Source organism: Pedobacter sp. AC379 (assembly GCF_979258145.1).
Genome location: NZ_OZ409839.1, coordinates 4,725,089 through 4,751,109 on the forward strand (window position 1 = coordinate 4,725,089; position 26,021 = coordinate 4,751,109).

General features: G+C 39.0%; 15 protein-coding genes. 5 read left to right on the forward strand and 10 right to left on the reverse strand.

Annotated elements, in window-relative coordinates:
* Nucleotides 1-149 precede the first annotated feature (149 nt).
* From ACZZZW_RS20600 to ACZZZW_RS20630, 7 genes are all read right to left on the reverse strand, one after another.
* Nucleotides 150-2,828 (reverse strand): DUF4962 domain-containing protein, encoded by a 2,679-nt coding sequence (locus ACZZZW_RS20600; protein WP_463496242.1) that lies wholly within the window; start codon nt 2,826-2,828, stop codon nt 150-152.
* A 149-nt stretch (nt 2,829-2,977) separates the two neighbouring features.
* Nucleotides 2,978-4,351 (reverse strand): sulfatase family protein, encoded by a 1,374-nt coding sequence (locus ACZZZW_RS20605; RefSeq protein WP_463496244.1) that lies wholly within the window; start codon nt 4,349-4,351, stop codon nt 2,978-2,980.
* Between the two features lie 16 nt (nt 4,352-4,367).
* Complete coding sequence (locus tag ACZZZW_RS20610) at nt 4,368-6,254, reverse strand: RagB/SusD family nutrient uptake outer membrane protein (RefSeq protein ID WP_463496246.1); 1,887 nt, start codon at nt 6,252-6,254, stop codon at nt 4,368-4,370.
* Nucleotides 6,255-6,268: 14 nt separating this feature from the next.
* Nucleotides 6,269-9,415 carry a SusC/RagA family TonB-linked outer membrane protein gene (locus ACZZZW_RS20615; protein WP_463496248.1) on the reverse strand — a complete coding sequence of 1,049 codons (3,147 nt, stop codon included), beginning with the start codon at nt 9,413-9,415 and terminating at the stop codon, nt 6,269-6,271.
* Nucleotides 9,416-9,445: 30 nt separating this feature from the next.
* On the reverse strand, nt 9,446-10,366 hold the full coding sequence (locus ACZZZW_RS20620; protein WP_055906097.1) for a ferritin-like domain-containing protein: 921 nt from the start codon (nt 10,364-10,366) through the stop codon (nt 9,446-9,448).
* Between the two features lie 12 nt (nt 10,367-10,378).
* Nucleotides 10,379-11,098, reverse strand: a complete 720-nt coding sequence (locus tag ACZZZW_RS20625) for a ferritin-like domain-containing protein (RefSeq protein WP_463496251.1) — start codon at nt 11,096-11,098, stop codon at nt 10,379-10,381.
* Nucleotides 11,099-11,654: 556 nt separating this feature from the next.
* Complete coding sequence (locus ACZZZW_RS20630) at nt 11,655-12,596, reverse strand: ROK family protein (RefSeq protein ID WP_463496253.1); 942 nt, start codon at nt 12,594-12,596, stop codon at nt 11,655-11,657.
* A 1,288-nt stretch (nt 12,597-13,884) separates the two neighbouring features.
* On the opposite strand from ACZZZW_RS20630, the gene ACZZZW_RS20635 reads away from it, so the two are divergent.
* The 4 genes from ACZZZW_RS20635 to ACZZZW_RS20650 all read left to right on the forward strand — a co-directional run bounded on the left by ACZZZW_RS20635 (nt 13,885) and on the right by ACZZZW_RS20650 (nt 19,073).
* On the forward strand, nt 13,885-15,108 hold the full coding sequence (locus ACZZZW_RS20635) for a glycoside hydrolase family 88 protein (RefSeq protein WP_463496256.1): 1,224 nt from the start codon (nt 13,885-13,887) through the stop codon (nt 15,106-15,108).
* A gap of 83 nt (nt 15,109-15,191) precedes the next feature.
* Nucleotides 15,192-17,204: a heparin-sulfate lyase HepC gene (hepC, locus tag ACZZZW_RS20640; protein ID WP_463496258.1), complete on the forward strand. Its 2,013-nt coding sequence runs from the start codon at nt 15,192-15,194 to the stop codon at nt 17,202-17,204.
* 310 nt (nt 17,205-17,514) lie between these two features.
* Nucleotides 17,515-18,009 (forward strand): hypothetical protein, encoded by a 495-nt coding sequence (locus tag ACZZZW_RS20645; RefSeq protein WP_463496260.1) that lies wholly within the window; start codon nt 17,515-17,517, stop codon nt 18,007-18,009.
* Between the two features lie 26 nt (nt 18,010-18,035).
* A complete protein-coding gene (locus ACZZZW_RS20650) occupies nt 18,036-19,073 on the forward strand; it encodes a heparin lyase I family protein (RefSeq protein ID WP_463496262.1) in 1,038 nt (345 codons plus the stop codon).
* A gap of 120 nt (nt 19,074-19,193) precedes the next feature.
* Here the strand turns inward: ACZZZW_RS20650 and ACZZZW_RS20655 are convergent, their stop codons facing one another.
* Nucleotides 19,194-20,513: a DUF6055 domain-containing protein gene (locus tag ACZZZW_RS20655; RefSeq protein ID WP_055906114.1), complete on the reverse strand. Its 1,320-nt coding sequence runs from the start codon at nt 20,511-20,513 to the stop codon at nt 19,194-19,196.
* Between the two features lie 13 nt (nt 20,514-20,526).
* The gene (locus ACZZZW_RS20660) at nt 20,527-21,426 is read right to left on the reverse strand and encodes an alkaline phosphatase family protein (protein WP_055906117.1); all 900 of its coding nucleotides are present in this window, start codon (nt 21,424-21,426) and stop codon (nt 20,527-20,529) included.
* 482 nt (nt 21,427-21,908) lie between these two features.
* Between ACZZZW_RS20660 and ACZZZW_RS20665 the strand changes: the two genes are divergently transcribed.
* On the forward strand, nt 21,909-24,095 hold the full coding sequence (locus tag ACZZZW_RS20665; protein WP_055906120.1) for an alpha-galactosidase: 2,187 nt from the start codon (nt 21,909-21,911) through the stop codon (nt 24,093-24,095).
* A gap of 156 nt (nt 24,096-24,251) precedes the next feature.
* Here the strand turns inward: ACZZZW_RS20665 and ACZZZW_RS20670 are convergent, their stop codons facing one another.
* Complete coding sequence (locus ACZZZW_RS20670; protein ID WP_463496266.1) at nt 24,252-25,904, reverse strand: discoidin domain-containing protein; 1,653 nt, start codon at nt 25,902-25,904, stop codon at nt 24,252-24,254.
* Nucleotides 25,905-26,021: the final 117 nt, after the last annotated feature.

Below are 26,021 nucleotides of genomic sequence, written 5' to 3' on the forward strand. Positions count from 1 at the left end.
CTTGGCCATTATCCTCGTTTGTAACGGGCATGCATGAAAGTGTTAAGTATGATCGTCTTTCCCGCGCAGGCGGGAATTTTAATGCAACATACAAGCTTAACCAAAGCATTGCGATTCCTTATCGGGTTAATCATGGCGATATCACATATCTATTCCCTATCATAAACTGCTACATCTGGCAGTTTATCCACAACTTCCTGTTTATTGAGTTTAGTACCATTTAGCTCCAATAAGGTTGAACTGCCAGAAAGAGCTGGTTTAAAAGTTTTGCCATTAAAAGTGATTGGTAAATCGCCGTAATTAAATAAGGATCCAACCTTTTTATCCGAAATTTGCAATGAAGCTTTTTTATTGCCATCTAACTGAGCCTGGATATCCCAATCACCCACCTGCATGTGGTAAAGTCCATTTGCTGATGAAATTGTTTTAATTACTTCTGTTTTGCCATCTTTAACCTGGATGAGTGTTAAAAACCTAAATTTTTGTGCTGGTATAGAAGTAATACCAGCATGCCATTGATCTACGAAATCTTTAATTTTTCCCTCATCGTTGGTTACCTTGTTCCAGTTTACCGCAGCCTCGTAAAACTTGTTGTGCACGTTTAACTGTAAAGCACTGTTTGCAAATACAGTTGCGTTAACATTGCCCAAATCGGTTTTTAAGGCAAAGCATTGTTGGTTGCTATTATTGTGCTGCAAGGCTTCGATAGTGTAATAAGGAGCATGGAACTGGGTAGTCCATTTTACGGGTTTATTGGCCTCAAGTTCATCATAGAGCACAATGTAGCCACCGGCTAATTGCAGCATATGCCTGCGGTAAAGGGATACGCCGCTTTCGCCATAGCCGTTGGCCTTATTTGGTATAACGTTAATTTGCTTAAATCTATCCAGCCAGAAATCGCTTTTAATTTCGCCATAAGCATTGCTTGCATCACCAAGGGCGTATTGAATGTGATTGCCAGTAATGGCCCTTGCAATCCAACCGTAACCTTCTTCTCCGATTTTTTGATTTAAACTATCGGCCAGGATGGTGTTATAAGCTTTTGATGTACGGTAATACAGTAAATTATGTTTATCGCTAAAGTTGCTGTAATAACCACTTCCACCAAATAAAACTTTTCCTTTATAATTAATGGTAAATGCATTTTGGGAGGCATGTCCATGACCTGATGAGCCAAACGGACTACTGAATAAATAACTACTTAAGCTTTTATTGGCATTTGCTAAATCTTCGTGCATGGCCACTACCCCAACATCGGCAAAATTACGGCTTTTAGGCAGTTTAGCAGGCGATAATGTGCTAACTTGCTGATTTGGTTTGTAATTGAGCAGGCGGAACAATAAATAATCGTCTGTTCCATGGAAATAATCAGGGTTATCGTTTTTAATTTTACTTACATACCAGTTGAGGTATTGGTTATTCATCTTAAAAATAAGCGCATCGGCAAACCAGGCTTCGCCCTTTACAACGGTTGGAATATTCTCCCACATATCGCCGATTGCTGTAGATGCCGAACCATTTGGATGTGTATAAAGCATATAATAGGGCAGGTTTTGCATCCATGGCAATTTAAAATAATCAACGCCGCTAAAATCGCCGAACATTTGTGAAAGGTAAATGATCGATTTAAAATTTACCCTGAAATAGCCGTTGCCTTCGTGCCAGCCGCCATCTGTTGTGCCCAAAACCGGGAAACGTGCCGACCATACTTCATACATATAGGTAAGCCATTCTTTGGCTTCGGGTACTTCATTAATTACCGATACGGTGGCAATGGCGAGGTTGCGCAAGGTGATTTGCCAAACATGATTATCACTCACATGCAATTCGAAACGATTTGGTAAATGATCATACACCCTTCTGGCCCTTATGGTAATGATGTTTTTAAACAATTCTTTTTCTTCCGCATTTAAAACAGTATAACCTGCGTCGTAAAACCATCCCAGGGCTTCCAATACTGCTCCGCTGGTAAAATCATCTCCGGTTGCCAGTCCGTTGGGATTCATTTTTGCAATATTTAATGCCCTTCGTTTAGCGTCAAGAATAAAGCGTTTATCTTTAGTCAGTTGATAAGCAATGCAAAGGTTACGCACAGGAGTACCCACTGCATCGCCAAAGCCATGGTACATCCGCTCAATAATGATTTTCTTTTCTCTATCATTTTTGCCCGTGGTATCAATTATCCTTTGCGGTTTTTCAACAGGTAAAGGCTCTTTCATTAATTTTTCTGCAAAGGCTATAAACTTTTTTGCCTCAGGATTTTGTAGGTTATTGCGGTAAAAAGCTTCGCCGTTCCGGTTCATATCCCATAACAATGGGTGTGAACCCTGATTGCGTTTTAAAACCTCACTTACCGCCGGAGATACTTTTTGGTTGGCATATTTTGCATCAACCACGAAATTGTACACTGGCGACCAGGCCCATTTGCCGGTATTTTTTAATGCATAACCATATTTCCAATACCATTTACCGGCTTTTAAAGCTTTATGTAGCGGGTATACTGCCCAACGTTGCTCGGCACTTTCTGTTAAATTATTTTTAAAATCCTTATCACTGGCCAATAAAACTTTGTAGCGTACATTGCCAATATTCGGATCTTCGGGCACCTCACTTCCACTTTCCATTGGCTTTACCATATTTTTACCATTGGTACCCGGCCAAAGCAAAGCTGGGGCATTAGTAGGCACAATAATGCCGTGGGCCGGATAAGGCCATTCGCGCACCCTCGAATGCAGTTTTTCTGCAGTTAACTTAATCACGCCTGGTTGCTGCTGGGCAAAGATGTGGAGTGAAAATAATGATAAGGTTAGTGTGAATATTTTCTTCATCAGTTATGTGCTGCGTATATCTGTTTTCTTTGATTTTGTTTTGGTGAGCGGATTCAAAGACCTTTTTTCATTCTTTCTATTAGATTTCTCAACTAAGTTAAAACCGATAGCTATCAGGTCCGCTGGGAATGACGCAATCCGGGATTTTGCTACAAACCAGCAGTAAACTTATCGCCATTTGCTTTACACCAAAGTTTTAAATATTGGCGCATGGCAATTAATTTCTTTTTGTAAGTGGTGTTTACGGCAAGGTTATTCATTTCACCAGGGTCTTTACTTAGATCGAATAATTGCTCTTTAATATCGCCTTTATTATAAACTATATATTTAAAATCTTTGGTTATAACTGCCCTACCGCCGATACCCAATAGCGTTTCATTATCGGCAAAATCTGTTTCAATAACCAGGGTATCGCGCAGGTTTTTACCAGGCTCGGTTAATCTTTTACTAATATCAATCCCTTTAAGGTAATTCGGTTTTTGCACACCTGTTAATCCACAAATGGTTGGGATAATATCTGTTCCGTTACATACGAGCATATCATCTGTACGGCCTTTCCATGCGCCAATTTTTGAAATGATAAAAGGAACTTTAGCGGCCTCTTCGTATAAAATCTGTTTCTGGTTCCAGCTGTGCCCTGCATAACCATCGCCATGATCGGCAGTGAAAATGATAATTGTATTTTTTTCTACACCATATTTTTTCAGTGAGGCCATCACCATTTCGATGTAATGGTCTACTTTTTCTACCAAACGGTTGTAGGCCCAGCGGTATTGCCGCCATTGATCAGCATTCCAGTTTACACTTGGGTAAGTGCGCAGACTTACCTTTTGCTGCTCACGCACAATTTTTGGTTCATTTGCAGGAATTTTCCAATTGGCAGGTAATGGCGGACATTGATCTGCTGGCGGTGCATCAGCTAAAATATCCATCTTTAAAGTTTCGCCCCTGGCCCACTCGCAAATATCGTGAGGGTTTAAAAAAGAGGCCACCAATAAAAAAGGTTTGTCTTTATTTTCTTTTATAAAACTAGCACAATAGGCTGGCGTAGCTGCATCATTATAATCTAAGAAATTGGTATTCTGAATGTATTCAAAACCATGCTGATTTACTTTTGTAGTGGGCACTGGAAGGTGCCATTTACCAACATAACCTGTTTGATAACCCCCATTATGAAAAATTTTGCCCATCATGAGTAAACTATCCGGCCATTGTCCGTCTTTTTCCGGAGCATTACCTGTAAAACCAGTCTCGAAAGGCATTTTCCCGCTAAAAATAGCCGTGCGCGAGGGGGTGCATAAAGGCTGTGCACAATATGCTTTGGTAAACCTCACACCGTTTTTTGCAAGCTTATCCATAGCTGGGGTATGCAGGTATTGGTTACCGGCATTCCCCATTGCTTCGGCCGTTTGCTGATCGGTCATAATGATTAAAATATTGGGCTTATCTGCATTTTGTGCAATCACTTTGAAAGCGATGGCATTTAGCGTAACAAAACACAGAAAGAAATATATTTTTTTCATTTATTCAGCATTTACATTAATACCCAGGGTTTTGCACCAATTTTGAATTGTAATCCCTCTCCCTTTGCGGAATCGGATACAATTCATTTTTACCATCTTTAAAATTTGTTCCAGCAATATACGGGTAATTGGCTCTGTAAGCTTTAAGTGCAGCTTCTGTGGCGCGCAAACTCGAACCTAATATGTTCCAGCGCATCAAATCATATTTTCTTAATCCTTCGAAACAAAGTTCAAGTGCCCTTTCATTTTTAACTGCGGTAAAAAAATCAGCTTTATTTAATCCCGTGGGGATTTGTGTATCTGTAATTTCTGCTGTTGCCGTAGCACCTATGCCACCGCCGCCTGTAATGGTTATTGTTGGCGCTGAAGTATAATTAGCACCAAAGTTGGTTACTTTAATGCCAACCACGGCACCTGCGGTAACAGCGCCTGTAGTTGGGTTAGTGGTTGCACTGGTAATTGCTGTAGCGGTAGCACCTGTACCCCCACCACCTGTAATGGTAACTGTAGGTATGCTGGTGTAACCACTGCCTTGTACAGCCATTTTAACGTTTATAATTTTCTTACCAAAAACGTCGGCAGTAAACGCCCTCTTTCTTACCTGGTTAATGGCATCGTAAGCGGCGGCATTTGGGCCTTCGTTTAATTCGTTTTCGGCTTCTGCACGCATTAACAACACATCGGCATAACGCAATACCACGTAATTGATATCGGTATTGTTTAAATCTTTTGGTGGCAAAGCCTGATATTCTCTACGCCATTTTCCTGGCGCAAAGTTATTGTCTGCAGCGGCTGCATACTCCAGAAATTGGCCCGCAGCATTGATCTGGTAAGTTGCTATGGAAACATCCCTACGCAAATCGCCTGAGGTGTACATATTTCTAAATAACGGCGTTGTTTTTACATATGAATTGGTACGGCCGTAAGTGCCGACTGCTGCTGATAGGGGTGCATTCCACTGCCCGATAACACTCGAATTTCCTAAACCGCCTGTTATGTTGTAAAAGGCAACCTCGAACATGCTTTCGAAAGGGTCGATTTTTAACTGGCACTGGTTACGGAAAAACTGCTCATAACTTGGATTTAAGGAATATAAATTGGCATCCATTATCTCTTTGGTCTGCTTTTGCGCAATGGCATAGTAATCTTTATAATTCGCAGGTCTTTCCATCTGGCCATTTTGTTGCAGCGCATAGCCACCCGCAAACAAAGCTACGCGGGCAAGCATTCCCTTTACGCCTAATTTACTGATGCGTTCATCGCTGGTTTTACCATCAGGCAACAACTCAATAGCCTCGGTCATATCTTTAATTACCTGCGTATATACTTCTGCAGTGGTGTTTTTAGCAATGCGCAATTCATCATCGGCATGTGTTGGCGTAAGTTTAAGGGGTACCGCGCCAAATAACCGGGTTAATTCTGCATAATAAAACCCACGCAGAAACTTTGCTTCGCCCAAATACCTGTTTAAAGTTTTACGCTGCGATCCATCAATATAGATAGCCATCTGCGGAATTCGCTCAATTACCAGGTTTGCCCTGTTTACACCTTCATAATAGGTTTGCCAGGTAGATTGCATGTATACGGCTTCAGCTGTGATTACATAATGTGCAATGCCCCTGAAATCGGTTGTTAATACATCCCTAATCTGTGCAATATCGTTATCATTTTCATACAAAATTGAAGCATAAAAACCCAGGGTATTGCCATTGCTCATGCTTTCGTAAGCACCAAGTGTGGCCAGGTTGGCTTCATCAGTAGTGTTAAAAAACTGAGCTGCATTGAAAACAGATTTAGGCTCTTCGGTAAGTGTTTTTTTGCAAGCGGTTAAATTAGTGAGCACAATTGCTACAGCTAAACATTTAAATAAGCCTGCGATATGGTATTTTAATTTCGTTTTCATAATCGGGTATTCTTTTATAATGAAACATTTAAACCAGCCACAAAGTACCTGCTGCGCGGATAGCCACCAAAATCTACACCTGGTGTTAAGCCACCGTTTTTGTTTGTGCTCACCTCCGGATCGTAGCCTGAATAGGTATCGAATACTTGCAGGTTATAACCGGTTAAGTAAATCCGTACGTTGCTCAGCTTCAGTTTCGATATCCATGTTTTTGGCAAAGTGTAGCCCAGACTTACATTATTGATTCTTATAAAAGATGCATCTTCAATCATTTGATCGATAAGGCGGGGCGTTGTGCCGTAACCATCATACCTTGGAATTGTTCTTCCTTTATTTGCTTCGGCGAGTACAAGCGGGGTAGTGAGCGCATTGCCGTTGGCATCAATTGTTGTCCAGCGATCTTTAGAATAAGCAAGGGTATTTACATTGGCACTTACGTTGGTGCTCATGTGCAACCTGTTGGCATTGTATACATCTCCGCCTGTAGCCCAGTTGATGAAAATGCTGAGGTCGAAACCTTTGTATGAGAAGGTGTTGTTAAAACCGCCGATAAAATTAGGAATTCCATTTCCAAGTACGGTTCTATCCAGTGGGTTAATTATACCATCTCCGTTTAAATCAACAAGCTTTAAAAAGCCTGGCTGAGCAGCATAATTTACATCAGCAGGAATGCCTGGTTTAAGGGAATAAATATTGGTGGTGGGGTTGTAATTAAAATCACTTACCTGGTAAACGCCGTTAGATATGTAACCATACATTTGGCCCAATGCACCCCCTAACTGTACCAGGTAATCGTTTTGGGCTGTCCAGCTGTTGCTTAACCTAAAATCTTCGCCATTGCTTAAGGCCAAAACCTTGTTTTTATTTACCGACATGGAAAGGGTACTGTTCCATAAAAAATTAGTGGTTTTTACATTTACAGTGTTTAATGTAAGTTCTAAACCTTTATTGGATGTAGCTCCTATGTTTAAAAACTGACTGGCAAAACCACTGGTGTAAGGTATTTGAGTATTTAACAATAAATCTTTGGTACGGTTATCATAGGCTTCGATGGTTAGGGCGATTCTTTGTTTAAAGAAACCCAGATCTAAACCAATGTTAAAAGATTTGGTTGTTTCCCACTTTAAATCTTCGTTTTCGATATTGTTTGGATAAACGGTAATGTTGTTGAGGTTATTTAAGGGATAGTTACCTGTAGCAAGCTGACTAAGCATTAAATAATTGGGGATGCGGTTATTCCCCGATGTACCATAACTAAGGCGAACCTTTGCATCCGAAAGAAATTTAATATCCTTTAAAAAAGGTTCATTAATGGCTCTCCAGGCAAATGCCGCAGAAGGAAAATATCCCCACTTGTTGTTATCACCAAATTTTGAAGAACCATCTGCCCTTACGGTAGCATTAAAAAGGTATTTATCTTTGTAGGCATAACTTACACGCGAAAAGAAGGAAAGCATGCTTTCTGCTTCAGATATAGAAGTTGGAATACCGGGCGTTGTGCCCAAAGAAATATTATCCAAGCCCAAATTTACAACCGAAAACCGGCTGTTGCTGGCACTAAATGCTTCTCTGCTTGTATACAATTGCTCCTGACCAACCAATACGGAAATTTTATGGTTTTTATTAAAGGTATTGTCATAAGTAACTGTGTTGCTATAGTTCCAGCCGTTAATATCGGTTTGCGTTAATGAACCGAAGGCTCCCCCGCTTCTTTTGGCAAGTACCGAACGTGCATCGCTGAACAATTTATCTTTAGTTCCTGAAATACGGCCTGATACTAGGCCACGGTACGTAAAATGATCAGCAAAGTTGTAATCGATTGTTGTATTGAGGTTTAAAGTACGGTTAAAAGATTCTTTTTGTGTTGATTCTGCACTTGTTTTTGGGTTTTGCAGCGGAATGGCACTAACATCAACCGTGGGGTCGTTATCAAGCGTTGCGAAATCTTCATCGCTTAAACCAATGCCACCTGTAGGCCTGTACTGAAAAAAGCTGATCAGGGTATTAAAACGGTCGCTACCATCGCGTGTACCAAAACCAGTTGTTTTTTGGTCGCTGTAATTCACAATAGCACTTAGTTTTATTTTTTTATTGATATTGTGTAAAAGACTCAATTTGGCAACATTTTTTGTAGAACCACCTGGTTGTACAATGCCCTGATCGTTGTTATTGGAATAAAATAAATTAAACCGGGTTTCGCCCTGTCCGCCGGCAATACTAATTTTATGGTATTGTGTATTTACCCAATCGCCAAATATAATTTTCTGCCAGTTATTACCTGCTCGGTTATCGTAATTTGAATGGTAATCAGAAAATTTACCAAATGTGTTTTCTACCCCGGTTAAAAGTGCTGGGTTATTGAGAAACCGCTCGTACACGAGGATGTTAAAATCGTAGGGATTAAGTACAGGGATAAATTTATTGGCCTTTTTTGCACCATAATACATATCGTACCCAATGGTTAACTTGCCTGGCTTTAATTGTTTGGTGGTAACTAAAATTACGCCATTTGCCCCTCTTGCTCCATAAATTGCAGTTGCAGAGGCATCTTTTAAAACATCGATGCTTTCTACATCACCAGGATCTAAAAAGTTTATTCCATCAGTTTGCGGCACCCCATCTATCACATATAGCGGCTCGTTACTTTGCGTAATAGAGCCCCCGCCACGTAAGGTAATTGATGGACTCCCACCTGGCGAGCCATCATCAGCAGCAACCTGTAAACCGGCAACACGGCCAACCAGTGCCGAAGCTACGTTTTGCACAGGGCTTTTTGCAAGTTCTGCCCCCTTAACAGATGAAATGGCACCGGTAAGGTCTGACCTTTTTTGTGTACCATAACCCACCACTACAACTTCGTTAAGGTTATTCTCATCATCAACGAGTTTGATATCAATGGTGGTACGGTTTTTCACCAATTGTTCTACAGATTTAGAACCGAGGTAGGAAAACACGAGTGTTGCGTTCGATTTTACTTTAATCTGGTAGCTACCGTTGTTTGCTGATACTACTTTATTGGCTGTTCCTTTTTCAGTAATGGTTGTACCTGGCATGGGCTGGTTTCCGCCATCGCGTACTACACCGTTTACTGTGATCACTTCTTGTGCATAAAGCATTTTGACAGTGAGAAACAATAAAAATATGAGTATGGTTCGTTTCATAATTCTTTATTTAAAGGGTTGCTACCTATATTATTTTAATTGAAATGCTGTTTTGATAAATATGTTGGCAGCTGTTTTTACGGTTGCAGTTAAAAGATATTCGTCAAAAGCCTCTGATGCGGCACCTGCTGTTAAACTGGTATTTCCGCTAATGCCTATAAGTTCAATCCCTGCTTGTATGGTTTTGGTTTCCCTGTTTACCAACCCGGTATCAATATCATATATTGGGTTTAGTGCGGCTATCATCGAGTCGTTGCCTGTTATTGGCAGTATATCTGTTCCATCGGCATCGTTTCTTCTAATACTTACCCATGGGCGCAGGTATTTAAGTGTAGCAATCTGCAATTTATTCACCATTATGCGCAGTTGTGCGGCATGACGGGCCTCTACCGTTTGTATCCTGGCTGCAGTAGCCAAATGAGCAGTGCCCATCAAGGTAATTAATTGGCCTTTGTAAGCACGTTCGCCCAAATCTTCCATTGCAACAGCTGTGCGTAAAAATGTGCTATAATTTGTAGTTACGTTTACATTGATCTTCGTATAATCAAAATTGGCATAAGGCATTAGCGCTCTTGGCGTGCCACCCAAATCGGTAACCGCTTTAGTTAAAACATTAATGTGTGCCTGTTCCTGATCGCGCAGGGTGGTTATGATCGGTTTATCGGTTGCGGGAATTAAAGTTGGCGTAGTAGTGAGTGCATTGTTGTAAAACTGAAATTGCATGTAGGCCAGCGCTAAAACCAGGTTGAGCGAATCAACCGTAGCAGTATTTGGGGTAGTTTGGCTATATGCTTTCTGAAAGGCGGTACCCATTGTTAAAGGCAGTACTGCTAAGGATACTTTTTTTCCGATATTGAAAAAGTGCTGCAATGCATTACGCCTTGGGCTCAATCTTTCATAAAGCTCACCTTCTACTTTTTCTATCTCGTTAAGGATATTTAAAACATTCATGTTGATTGTGATTTAAAGATTGATGATGGTCAATTTTGTTTTAATGTATTTTAATGCCTGCTCTAAAACTTTGCCTGGTGCTAAACTCACATCAAGGGCACTGCCTGCATCTGCACCAAGCGGGGCCAGTTCATTTAAATCAGCAAAACTCAATGCATCAATCTGGCTGCGTACATAAGCCGCATGGCGTGCTTCTACGGTAGCAATCTGACTTAAAATAATGAGGTTATAATCATTTTTACATCTGCTAATGGCATCATTATAGGCTGCAACGCCTAAATCTTCGAAAGTTTTTGCTGTGTTGAGTACAGCTGTAGCATCGGCAAAATTAATACTCGAAAAATCTACGGTTAAATTTCCTATTGCAGTTGTGCCCAAAATTCTTTTGAAGAACTCACGATGTGCAATTTCGTGCAGTTTAATATCATTGAAGAATAAAATCTGTGTGGCAGTAAAGGAAGTTGGCAAACTTTCGGCGGCTTTAACATAAAATGCAGCTTCTAACTGTTCGAGTGCATAAATGTAATTTAGCAAACCTGCATCATCCTTAAAATCGATTGTATTATCGGTATTTACATAAGCTGCTTCAAATTCGGCAGGCTTATCTTTTTTACAGCCAATTAATCCAACTGCAATTGCAGATGCCCCTGTAAACTGTAAAAACTGCCTTCGCCGCATGCTTGCCGAAAAAGAATCTTTTTCAGCATTCGCTTCAGAATTACTTTTAGTCATTTTGTTAGTTGATTTATTATTTCGGTTATCTGCAAAATATCGAAGCCGGGTTTGGTTATTACCCTTAATCGATCGGTATTATTTGGTTATATCTGCAAAAACTTATCAGGTTTTGCCTTGTGTGTGATGATTGTATAAGTATGGATAGGAAAACTATCTCTACCATGTTTGTTCCACATCATTTAACGGAAACGAATTTAGCGTAAGCCAAATAAAAAGAGTTTTAAATTTGTTTAAAATACTATCAAATTTGAGTAAAACATCGATTTTATAGTTAATCGGCCATATTTTAACTAACAAAAAGAATTTTTATCACTTTATGATTAGTCCAAAAATATAGCATGATAAATAATACAATTTTAATATTAATGATATTTGGTAGGATAATTTATGGGTGATTAACAGCCTCAAACTGATATATTATTATTACTTACCCGGAAATAATAGAGTTTTCAAATTTAAGATACATCACAAAAAAAAGGTTGCTCATTTAAAATGAACAACCTTTGAGTATGTAAACGATCTCTTGCTTTATATTAATTATTTAATCAAAAAATTATTTTGCGACATAATCAAATGCCTTAAATTTTTGAAAAACATTAGCAGCGCAACCCAACAAACCTGCTTTGTTACCCAGGTTAGCTGCAACCACCAAACCACTGGCCAATGATATGGGTACAGCCAGGGTTTTAATCCTTCTTTCTATTTCCCTTACATAAAAAGCACCCGATTCGCTTATACCGCCACCAATTACAATTTTTTGCGGACTAAAAATATTCACAAAACTGATAATTCCTGTTGCAAGGTAATCGAAATGCGATTCCATTGCTTCTACAGCATGTTCTTCCCTGGCGTGATATTTTTCTACCATGTATTTACCATCAATTTCTTCTGGTGGGTTGGGGTGAATGGATTTATAATGGTTAAGTAAGGCCGTAACCGAGGCATAAGCTTCTAAACAGCCGCGGCCACCACAGGCGCAAGCTACGCCTTTATGCTCTACCACAATATGGCCAAGCTCGGTCCCTCTGTTTCTAAATCCGCCATAAAGTTTATTATCAATCATTACGGCACCGCCAATTCCTGTACCCACGGTAAGAAAAACAACATCGCTACAATCTTTCGCGGCACCATAGGTCATTTCGCCAAGTCCCATTAAATTGGCATCGTTATCCATTACAATATTATACCGTGTTACTTCCTGCAAAATTTCGCCCAAAGCCAATTGTTTAAAGCCAGGTAGATTATCTGCTCCGGCAATAATTTTATTGTTGTAGATAATTCCGGGGAAACCGATGCCTACACCTAGAATAGGGTTTTTAAACTTTTTAGCACAGGTATTAATTGCTTCTACAATAAGGGCAATGATTGCGCCCTGTGTTTTCGCATTTTTTAGCGATACAATAATGGAATATAAAATTTCGCCATTTTGGTTTACCACTCCACATTTTAGTGAAGAGCCACCAACATCAATTCCGATTGCATATGATTGTTCCACGTTGAAATTATTTAAATTAACCATATACCGAACCTAGTTTAAATGTTTTTTGCATTGCTTTAAAAGGATGTGTTTGTTTTGTATGAATTTAGCATCTAAATATAAGCTAAAAATAGTACCTCTGATGTGTTTAAGCCTTAGATTTCAGCCTAAAACCTTTAAATATTGATTAATAATTAAAATCAAAGCGGAATAATGACATCTTATTAGTTTTTAACCACAGATTTACAGTTTAGTTTGCCACGGAGACACGGAAAGCACGGAGAATTACATCGTCCTCGTTTGTAACGAGGATGTACGAGTAAAGCGATTTTATCGCTCTTAAAGGAATTATTTTCGCATTGCAAATGCGTACCTAAAAAATCCTCGTTACAAACAAGGACTATTTAAGATTGTGTTTATTTAAGTTTCAGATATAAGTTTATCATCCTGAGGGATAATTTATTATATAAAATCAATATGAGTAACATGATTTTAAAGGATATCCTATGGCTATCGTCATTGCGAGAAGGCTTTTTCAGCCGACGAAGCAATCTTTTTGGCAAGGCTCACTAGCATGAAAGATTGCTTCGTACCTAGCAATGACGACCGCTTTATTGAAGCCTTTTAATTGTAGCTGAGTCGAAGGACTTTCACCACAGATTTACAGCTAAGTTTGCCACGGAAACTCGGAAAGCACGGAGAACTACATCGTCCTCGTTTGTAACGAGGATGTACGAGTAAAGCGATTTTATCGCTCTTAAAGGAATTATTTTCGCATTGCAAATGCGTACCTCAAAAATCCTCGTTACAAACAAGGACTATTTAAGATTGTGTTTATTTAAGTTTCAGATATAAGTTTGTCATCCTGAGGGATAATTTATTGTATAGAAATCAATATGAGTGACATGATTTTAAGGGATATCCTATGGCTACCGTCATTGCTGAGAAGGCTTTTTCAGCCGACGAAGCAATCTTCATGGCAAAGCAGTCAACATGTAATAAACTTTCTCATTGGAGATAAGTTTGCGTGAGGGATAGCAGCGGAAAGCCCGCATCCCGATCCCTTCATCGGGAGAGGACTTGCAGCGAATAGCCCGACCCTTGCGCAGCTTGGGGCACGCCCAAATTATAACCATCACATAAGGCGTACACATGATTGATTCACCTGCTATAAATCTGAAATACCAGCTCTAAAACAATCCATTAACCAAATTCAAAATATTTCTGATAATAATCAAAAGTGTTTCTGTTTCTCCCCCACTAACTTCACTCAACAAAACAATTATCAAAAGAACCTAACGAACACATGATGAAAAAAGCTTTTTGCTTAGTTTGGCTCACGGCCGCGATGATACTAAACTGTTATGCCTGGCCTATACCACAAAACCCAGCCCCGCAATGGCTCAAAAATGCAACGGATGTAATTGCATTTCAGCTAAATAAGGCTGCCATTACTTATAAACCCGGACAAAACCCACGTTCTATTAATCCAAACGGCACAGTAAGAACAGCGGGTGTAACCGATTGGACAACCGGGTTTTTTCCGGGCAGTTTATGGTATGGATATGAGCTTACGGGCGATAAAAACCTTGCCCAACAAGCCAGGAAATTTACCCTTGCGCTTGATACCGTGCGTAACATTACCAGCTCGCATGATTTAGGTTTTATGCTTTACTGTTCGTATGGCAATGCCTTTAGAATAACTGCTGATAAAAACTATTTGCCAGCGTTGGCCGATGGTGCACAACATTTATACAACCGATTTAACCCAAAGGTTGGGGTAATAAAATCGTGGGATTTTTCGTGGTGGCATTACCCGGTAATTATTGACAATATGATGAACCTCGAATATTTGTATTGGGCGGGTAAAGAATTTAAAAAGCCAGATTATATTATTGCAGCGAGTACCCATGCCAGCACAACAATGAAAAACCATTTCAGGCCTGATTTTAGCTCGTACCATGTGGTTGATTACGACCCTAACAGTGGTAAGGTACTGGCCAAAAGAACCCATCAGGGTGTTACAGACGAATCGGCCTGGGCCCGTGGGCAAGGCTGGGGATTGTATGGCTATACCATGTGTTATGCCAATACTAAAAACACCGCATTTTTAACCCAGGCAGAAAATATTGCCAAATTTATTATGAACCACCCACGCATGCCAAAAGATAAAATTCCGGTGTGGGATTTCGACGTACATAATGCAATGGATACCGCAGAACGCGCGCCAAGAGATGCCTCTGCAGCAGCGGTAATTGCATCGGCCCTGCTGGATTTAAGTACACAGGTTAAAGACGGTAAAAAATATGTTGATTATGCGGAAGAAATACTTAAATCACTTTCTTCTGAAGCGTATTTAGCCAAACAGGGTGAAAATAAATATTTTCTACTGAAACACAGTGTAGGTGCATTTTTATACAATTCGGAGATTGATACGCCGTTAGATTATGCCGACTATTATTACCTGGAAGCCTTAAAACGTTATGTAGCCATTAAAAAAATAATTTTAAAAGATTTAGCTAAATCTTAATTTTTTAATCTTGCAGAGTTAAATCTGAAGCTTACCATAACATATTACACAGAAGAAATTAAACGAAATTTAAAACACAATAAATGAGCTTTAAAAAAAATATATTGCTTTACATGTTGATGTGCAGTACATTATTTGCCACAGCACAAGATATACCGATTACAAAAGCAAGTTTTGACGCAATTAATTTGGCTTACCCGGGTTTGGAAAAAGTAAACAAACTCTTTAACGCCGGGGAGTTTAACGATGCTGCCAATGCTCTTTTAACCTATTACCGTAACCGGAAAAATATTAAACACCCTGATTTTAATGTAGGTGATGAAGCGCGTTTTAGAGGAAAAGATATTGGTAAAGCCAACCAGGTAAAAGCAGATAACGCGTTGGAACATAAATTTCAGCCACAAAAAGGTTATGGTTATTACGATTACGGCAAGGATATAAATTGGGATTTTTGGCCTGTGAAAGACAATGAGGTACGCTGGCAGTTGCACCGTGTTACCTGGTGGCAACCAATGGGCATGGCCTACCGCAGCAGTGCTGATGAAAAATATGCCAAAGAATGGATTTTTCAGTTCAGAGATTGGGCAAATAAAAACCCGTTGGGTAAATCAAAAGATAACGACAGTTTTGCCTGGCGCCCTCTAGAAGTTTCGGAAAGGATACAAAGCTTACCCGGTACCTTTAATTTATTTGTAAGGTCGCCCAACTTTACCCCTTCATTTTTATTGGAATTTTTAAACCTGTTTAACCAGCAGACTGATTACATCCCTAAAAACTACAGTACCGAGGGCAATCATTTGTTGTTTGAGGCACAAAGGGTTTTAGGATCGGGCAGTATTTTTCCGGAACTTAAACAGGCTGCGTCATGGCGTAAAAGTGGTATTGAAGTGCTTAACCGCGAAATTAAAAAGCAGGTTTATCCGGATGGTATGCAGTGGGAACTTTCGCCAACTTACCATGTTGCCACCATCGATATTTTTCTTAAAGCTTACAACGCTGCTAAACTGGCCGGCGCAGAAAAAGAATTTCCGGAGAGTTATATTAAAACAGTAGAAAACATGGTAATAGCGACAGCAAATATCTCTTTTCCTGATTATAACAACCCAATGTTCGGCGATTCGTGGCCGGTTGAAAAATCATCAAGAATTAAGGCATTTGCTGCATGGGCAAAAACTTTCCCACAAAATGAAGAGATTAAATACTTTGCAACAGATGGCGCAGCAGGCGCTTTGCCGAATTATTTATCGCATGGATTAACCTCTTCTGGTTTTTACACTTTTAGAAACGGTTGGAACGATAAATCAACTGTAATGATTTTAAAAGCAAGTCAGCCTGGAGAGTTTCATGCCCAACCCGATAACGGCACTTTTGAGCTTTGGGTAAAAGGCAGAAATTTTACACCTGATGCCGGCTGTTATTTATACAGCGGTGATGCAGAAGTAACCAAGAAAAGGAATTGGTACCGCCAAAGCCGTGTGCACAGTACACTTACCCTTGATAACCAAAATATGGTGATTACAAAAGCACAGCAAAATAAATGGTTTACCGCTTTAAACCAACCCTCAAATAATAGAGATGGCGCAGGGAAAATGGATATTTTAACCTATACCAATCCAAGTTACCAGGATTTAAATCATCAGCGCAGCGTATTATTTATTGATCAGAAATATTTTCTCATCATCGATCAGGCTATTGGGAAAGCTACCGGAAACCTGGGCGTACACTTCCAATTGAAGGAAGACAGTAAACCAGTTTTTGATAAGGCTAAAAACAAGGTTTACAGTACCTATAGCGATGGAAATAACTTATTGATTCAATCGCTGAATGCGGATAAAATTACCATGAACGAAGAAGAAGGCAAAGTTTCTTATATCTACAACCAGGAAATGCCACGACCGGCTTTTGTATTTGAAAAACCTAAGCGCGACAGCAAAACGCAAAATTTTATATCGATAGTTTATCCTTTTGAGGGTAGTAAAGCACCAGAAATTGCCATTACAGAAAATACAGGCAACAGTTTAGAAAAAGGAGAAATTAACCTTACCCTCACTATCGATGGCATAAAGCGTGTTGTAAAAACATCTTTAATTAAATAGCATAAAAACCAATTTAGCTTCCCTACAGGTTTTGATCTTTTGCAAGAGAGATCAAAACCTGTTGTGCTGCAATTTAAGAAAATAATTTGCGTGGTATTAGCCTGCTTAGCTTTATGGCAATCGCTGGCGTGAGGGATAGTAGCGTAAAGCCCACAGCAAGGAAGCATGACGAAGCGAGGACTTGTAGCGGATAGCCCGGCCCCTTGCGCAGCTTGGAGACACGCACAAATAAATGAATGAGTAAATGATTGTTAACAAAAATATAACCAATATGAAATAGCAAAACAACCACCAACTAACCAAAAACAACATGAAAAAAAAGTCAGTTTACCTACAAAAGTATTTGGCAATAGCCTTATTATTTTTGGCAAGTGCTTGCAGTAAAATTCAAAATGGTGTAACCAGCCAAACTGAAGATCAAAAATTTACTGTTCCGAAAATGGCTTCAGGGCCACAGGCAAACCTAAATTACGGCGATACCATTTTAAATGTTACTTACGAAAATGGCACACTAAATTCGGGAATTTCGGCCATTAACCCAACCAATGCCACCGCCACAGATGCTGCTTACCTGGTATCACCAGGCGCTACAACACCAAATTATGCAATAGCACACAAGGTTGTGTATGGCGATTCGGGCTATAACTCTGACGGCAACTGGAGAAGTGAGAGTGATGCTCAACAGGTTATTGCAGCACGTTATTTCCCCGGCGATGAGCGGCGTTACGAGTTTAGCGTTTTGTTAAAGACTGGCCGGTTTGGAACCAGGGCGACCCAACTAATGAAAGCAATCTTTTTCAGTTAAAAGTATCAGGCGGAGAAAATGTTCCATTGATGATCCGGGCGCAAAGAAATGCGGTTAGAATCAGGTATCAGGATGTTTCGACAAAGGACATCGTTAGTAACCTGCAACCCTATGTAAATCAATGGATTCAATTTAGAATTGATGTACTATGGACCACCACCACAACCGGATACATGAGAACCTACATGAAATTACCCGGACAGAATGATTTTGTGTTGGTAGACGAAAAAACAAATTATGCAACCTTTACGGGCGATGTTAATGCAGGGAATATTGGTTACATTAAATGGGGGTTATATGTGGTACCGCCAAATAGCACGCGCATTGTTTACCATGATGATATCCGCATTATTAACCTTAACCAAGCCCCTACTACAACAGGCTTAATTTGGGGCAACAGTATTCCTGATGCTAACCCGGCCTATTTGGATGGTCCGTATACATTAACTTCCAATATTACCAATCCTACCGCATATAACAATACCAGCCACATTTATATCCACCCGAACATAAAATACCAGGCCGCGCGAAACATTGTATATGTGAACAGCACCAACCCTGCACCAAACCCGGCAGATAATGTGATCGGTACCCCTCGATCTGATTTCTCGCGTGCTACATTAACAGCCGCAGGCTTATCAAGCGGTACACCTGGCCCTGCTGCACGGTATTTAGTTGGCGGATGGGTAAACACGGTATCGGCAGGAACACCTTCAGTATTTGATCCTACAGCATATTATGAATTTAATATGGAACCTAAAACTGGTTATTATTTTAATTTTAGCGACCTTAAATTTACCGTATTAAGGGGTGGTACAACGCATCCCAATACTTTTGTGCTCCGATCAAGCTTGGATAATTTTGCTGCAAATATTTCTGCTCCGGTAACAATTAGCGGTACAACTACCCCAACGCCGATCTCCTTTAATGCATCATCATTAACCAATATTAATACTGCTATTACCTTCAGACTTTATGCTTACGGCGCAACTACAACAAGCGGAACAACGATTGTTGGTTTAAATGACTTCCAGATAAGTGGACAGGTTTTGCCTACTCCTTAAATAATAGAATAAGCGGATATATCTTTTAACGCGATTAGATCATTAAAAAGAAACTGCCCTAAAAAAGGGCAGTTTCCTTTTAAATAATTATAAATATTTTTTTAAGCGCCGATTAAGCTGTTAATATAAATCAGTTCCGGATAATTTAATCTGATAAGGCCACTGACCAATTAAATCGGGTTTTCTAGGCAATTTAGTATGTACTTTTGGCGCAGCACTTACCACCAACCATAAATAAGCTGTTTTGCTAGGCACTTTAAAAGTACAAATTCCATCTTTCGTAGAATACATTTTGCCATACACACGATCGCCATTTTCTTTAACAGCCAAAAAACCATATCTCCAGCCAGCATTTTCAGGGTTAATTACCTGGAAACCTTCTACATCTGTCAATCCTTTAAAATGGAGCTTAATGGTGTTGCTAACCGGTAACTTAAGTCGAATGCCGTTATAACCATAACTTTGCAGACAGTCTTTTTTACTAATTGTATACCAGTCATTTACCAAAGGATTAAATATCGTTTTATGCTTATTGGCATATTTACCGGCTACCTCATTCACACGTTTTAAATCCCAGGTAATAAACTTACGTGAGGCATCAAAAATCTCGTCGTTAAACTTTTCCTGGTCAATATTGTTGAGGCGTTTATAAGTCATCACCGGATCTTCGCCCGGATTTAAACCATTTAGCAACTTTCCGTAAAAATCTAGTCCATGTTTTTCTGACCAATACTCCAGTAAAAATGGCGAATGGTATTGGTTATCTGGATGAAGAAAAGCAAGGTTAGTCTGTTTTAAGAATGCCATTAAATGGAAATTTTCAAAATCTACCCAGTTAGGATAAACCTGCCATAATAGATATTGACTTCCCATTTCATCTACAGCTCCATGAAAAGAAGTACCCCGATCTTTATTTGCCATATATTGAAAGGTGTGTCCAAGCTCATGTGCCAAAACACCATAGGGGAATTGGTGTACACGAACCGCAGGCGTCCATAAAATCGCTACGCTATCTTGTCCACCTCCATAAGCCGTACCCTCGTTTCCGCCATAAATAAAAACGAGTGCTTTATATCTGTCAGAAACAGAGTGGCCTTTTTTTAATACCTTTAATTTATCTATATAATAATTGTAAAAACGTTCGGTTTCCAATAGCGATCTTTTCACATCAAAACGTTTTGCAGTATCTGTATTCTGCATTGGATCATCTCCAAGTTCTTTCGACCAAAAAATAACCACATTAGCTGATTCAACCCGTCGTTTATTGCTAAAAACACTATTATTATCTTCAAAATTGTTGTTTTCAGGAACTTTGTTTACATTTTTAGGAATAAACACCTTTTTTGCAATTTCCTTTTTTTGGGCATTTCCAATTAAAGGCAAAACAAAAAGCAAAAATGCAAGCGTTGGGCTGATTGTATGCTTAAGTTTATATAACATTTATATCAAATGATTACTTAAATATATTTTTAGGTACTGTTCCCGTCCAGGATTCGGGCAGTTTAGTTACCCCAAAAATTTTCGCCAGTACTAAACTTGTATTTTTATTGCTGTTAAATGAAGTGATTAAACCACCTTTTTTAATCTGCGGACCGGTAATGGCCCAAGGCACCTGCATTTCTGCCATCGAAATACCTCCGTGGCCGGTGTTGATTCCGCCATGATCGGTAATTAATAAAATGTGGGTGTCTTTATAAATCCCATCTGCCTGTAATTTTCCGATCAGTACTCCTATAGCACTGTCTGCCTGCTCAATAGCCGCAATATATTCCGGTTTCATCCAGCCAAACCCATGCCCTGCGTGGTCGGTGTGTACACTATACAGGAAAGTTAACGTAGGATTTTGCTTGTTTTTTACCATAAAATCGTAAGCCTTCTGGTAGTTGTCTTTGTATTGATCTTTTTCTTCAAAAGATACCTCATCAAGATATTTTTTATTGATGGGATTAATCAACTCTTTCCAGTTATAATAGTAAGCAGTTTTAACCGCAGGGATCGCATCCTTCAACACTTTAAATATAGACGGATAATAACCATCCTGATCTGTTTCTAATGGTTGCAGGGTATGTTTTTCCAATGTCCAGTCGTTGGCAGTTATACCATGTTCCTCAGGTCCTGAACCCGTCATATGGCTCGTCCAGTTTGGAAGCGTAACCGATGGCATTACCGGGCGGGTGGTTAATGATAGCACGCCGTCAGCAAATAACTTATCCAGGTTGGGGTGTTTAGCAGTTTTATACCCTTCTGCACTAAAGCCATCAAGGCCTAAAATTAAAACATGTGCTTTACGCTGGGCCATGGCCGATAATGACAGTAGGGAAAGCACCATCATTTGTAAAAAAACTTTTTTCATAATTAACTAAGGTTCGTATTAAATGCTGCAATAAAAAATTTTAAATAATCCATTATAACTTACGTGATAGATAAACTCATTAAGCTCAAAATTCAGCAATGGTAATAAAGATTATTCTATTCCGCATAATTACTAAACAAAAGTTTAACAATACTAAACATTAAAGTAACAAAACTGTTATTGATGTTTAGAAATCGAATTTCCCTATAATTAATGCTTTTGATATTAACTGTTGTTTTACAGTAACAAATTATCTTTTACTTTAAGATTGTCCAAATTACTAAATAAAACAAAATATATGCTTATTAATAAGCAACTTAGCCATCCAAAAGTTTGAAGTGCATTTGATATTGTCATACTTGTTTTCTTTAAAATCAAATCCTTAATTTTAGCATTTAAAGCGCAGTAACCACAGGGATTTATACTTATACATCCATTTACTACAAAATAATTATCAAAAAACCAGAAAACCAATTGCTATAATGACCAAAACCCATTTTACACTATATTTTTTATTGATTGCGAGTACAGTAACCTGTTTTGCTCAAAAAACGATTGAAATTGCCACAAAAAACAATGTATTAATACTGGAAACCGATAAGGATAATGCTTTATTATCGACATACATTGGCAAAAGGCTCCAAAGCACTGAAGAATACCCTAATATACAAGCACTTGATAAATACAAACCGGGATCGGATGATCTTTTAAATAAGCGTGAAGCATACATTGCTTCTGGCTCACTGAATTTGATGGAACCAGCACTTAGCGTTACGCATAGCGATGGCAATAAATCTACTGTGTTAAGCTTTTCGGAGGTTAAAACGGAACAGATCGATCAGAATAGAAAACTCACCAGCATTGTATTAAAAGATTTTAAATACAACTTTAAAGTGACTTTAAAATACCTGGCTTATTTTAACGAAGATGTAATTGAGCAATGGGCAGAGATTGAACACCATGAGAAAAAGAGCATTGTATTAAATAAATATGCATCCGCAAACCTTACATTGAGTGGCCGAAAATTCTTTTTAAAAAACCAATACAGTGGTGCCACAAGAGAAATGAGATCAGAAGAACAACAGTTATTGCATGGAATTAAAACCATCGATTCGAAACTTGGTACCAGAACAAACCTGCTTCATTCTTCTTCATTTATGGTTTCGATTGATCAGCCTGCAAACGAAGACCTCGGCGAAGTGATAGCGGGTTCATTGGCCTGGACAGGGAACTTTAAGCTGGATTTTGAAACTTTTGATGAATATTATTTAAGGATTACTGCCGGAATCAATAATTTTTCATCTAACTATACCCTTAAAGCAGGCGAAAATTTTGTAACCCCACGTTTTATCTATACCTATTCATCAGAAGGAAAAGGTTTGGCCAGTAGAAACCTGCAAAATTGGGCAAGGAACTACCAGATATTAGATGGAAAAGGGGAAAGATCTACCATTTTAAACAATTGGGAAACCACTTATTTCGATTTTAACGATGAAAAATTAAACGAACTTACCAAGGATACAAAAAAATTAGGTGTAGATGTGTTCTTATTGGATGATGGTTGGTTCGGAAACAAATATCCACGTAATGGCTCAACTTCAGGTCTTGGCGATTGGCAATATAACCGGCAAAAGCTTAAAAATGGCATCAGTACTTTGGGTAAAGAGGCCACCGCAAGTGGTGTAAAATTTGGCATCTGGATAGAACCGGAAATGGTGAATCCAAAAAGCGAACTTTATGAAAATCATCCGGATTGGATTCTCAGACAACCAGAAAGGAAAGAATATTATATGCGCAATCAATTGGTGCTTGATTTAACCAACCCGAAAGTGCAGGATTTTATTTTCAATACCGTTAATGATATTTTTAAAGAAGTGCCCGAACTTGCTTTTATTAAATGGGATTGCAATTCGCTGATTTATAATGCCAACTCCCCTACTTTAAAAAATCAGGATCATTTTTATATTGAATACATCAGGGGTTTAAACAATGTACTGGAAAGAATTAGAAAAAAATACCCTAAAACACCGATGATGCTTTGTGCAGGCGGAGGTTCGAGGGTAGATTATGCAGCACTTAAATACTTTACTGAATTTTGGCCAAGTGATAATACAAATCCCTACGACCGCATTTTTATCCAGTGGGAATATTCTTATTATTTCCCTTCGGTTGCTGTTGATAACCACATTACCGACATGGGTAAACAACCGATTAAATTTAAAACAGATGTAGCCATGATGGGCAAACTGGGTTATGATGTACGCGTAAATGAGCTGAGCAGTAATGATTTGCTTTTTAGTAAGAACGCTGTTAAAACCTATAACAACTTTAAAGAAATTGTTTGGCACGGCCAACAATACCGCTTGCAGGATCCTTACGAAAATAAAATTGCTTCAATTGCCTATATAAACGATGCGAAGGATCAAGCCATTGTTTTTAATTATTATGTGGCCACACTTTTTACCAATGGTGTAATATTGCCGATTAAACTAAAAGGATTGGATCCTGCTAAAAAATACAAAATAGAAGAAATTAATTTGTACCCAGGCACAAAATCTCCAATTGATGCTACCAAGGTTTACTCTGGCGACTTTTTAATGAAAGTGGGCTTTAATCCAGAGGCAAACAGTTACAGAACAAGCGTAGTTTTAAAGGTACAGGCAATTTAATTCTGTTTTAAACAGTAAACCATACTGGCTTTGATAACCACCAAACCTCAGCGTTAAGGTTTGGTGGTATTATTTGTGCTTTGTTATATTCGTTTTAGCAGAAATTAATCAGATGATAAAATTTCAACGTTGAATGCAATTTATCCTTTATTAGAATTAATATAAGCCCAGTTCAGCCAATGCTGCATTTTGGGTTCCATCCCATGAGTTGCTGGCAATAATTTTGAAATACCGAAAGGTTTTTGACGAACTAAAGCCAAAATACTGAACACCATCTCCATTAGCGGCCTGCTTACTGAAAACACTGGTAAATGTTGTTCCATCATTACTGATCAGTAATTCAAAATCTTTGATCGCTCTGCTGGCATTTTCCCTTTGAGTGAGTGATAACCCGCCATTTACTGTTTTAACAGAACCTAAATCAACAGTAATAAAGTGCGGATAAGTAGCTGCATTAGATGACCATCTCGAGTGCCAGAAGGTTGAAGGTAAACCATCAATTGCATCAACAGCTTTACCCGCAGCAGCGGTTTCCTGTGAGCTAAAACCAGCAATAGTCCACCCCGTTTTCGACAACTCCGGTCTGGTTGAAAAATCGAGTACAGGAATTCCGTTATTAAAAGTATAAGGGTATATCGTTTCGTTTATAACGCCATTGTTGTGTACCAATTTAACCTTAAGTTCGTAGGGTATACCATTGGTTTTAACGGCCAACTCTGCAATTGGCATTACCACCCTAAAACTATCTGTACCAATCACACTGGAAGCCCAGGTAATGGCATTGTAATCTTTATTTGTACCTGTTCCCTCGTTATTTACATTAGGATCGTTATAATACAGTACTTTGTTTACTGTACCGGTACTGGTAAATTTACCCGATACCACAATTGCACCCAGGCCGGAATCGTAGTTGGCGTAAATTTTATTTATTTTGGAAGTTACCGCTCCATAATAGGTTTTAGTATCATTATTAAATACTTCGCAGGCGTTAAAAATAGCTGCTTCTGCATCGGTTACAAAAGTTGGCCTTACTTCCAGGTAATAATTACTAAGTGCCATTATTGGTTCTTTATAATTGGTATTTGTGCCATTTGCATAAATATTTTGCGATGCCCATTGCCTATCGTGTGGGGCGTTAAAGGCATGGCCAAGCTCATGCATCATTCCTCCAACCCATTTGGCAAAATTGTTTCGGCCAGGGTTCAGCACCCCTTTTAAGGCCATATCCATATAAGGGTTATCGTTTGCAAAACAATATTTTCCATATCCATAAAAAGGCTGTACACCTTCTAAAGGTTGCGGGCCCTCGGTGGTATTGTTGTCATAACCGAATGCGGGTACCAAAATCAATACGTGGTTACTGGTTTTAAGTGTAGGGTGTGCTGCAAAATATGCATTAATCTCAGTAGTGTAGGCCGAGCCATTTGTTCCGTAACTGGCTTTTGGGTTTGCAGCCCTAATGAGTACAATTTCTGCATTGCCAGTGGTTCCATCTTGTTTTAAACCAAATGTTTTGGGCCCGTATCCAGCATTGTTCATTGCGTTACTGTACCAGCCCTGGGCATAAATCATTACATCACTCAAACGTTTTTTCCAATTTGGGAGGGTATCTAAATCAGAAGGAATAAAGTAAACAATGGCCAGATTTCTGGTTTGAGTAATAATGCTATTTGTGGTAGCCAGTTTAGTTGGTTTTTTAGTATTTCCATCATCAGTACTGCCTTCGGTGGCAAGTTCTGCCTTTTTGCACGATGATGCAAACAGAATAATGGTACAAAATAATGTAAATAGGGTTACAGTTTTTTTCATATCAGGCGATTATGGTAAAATTTTTATAAAACTTAATTGTTGATTTTGATTAAAATATTTTAGAGAAAGCCTCTGCCAATGGGCAGTTTTAATTGTAGATGCTATGGTGAAATTATA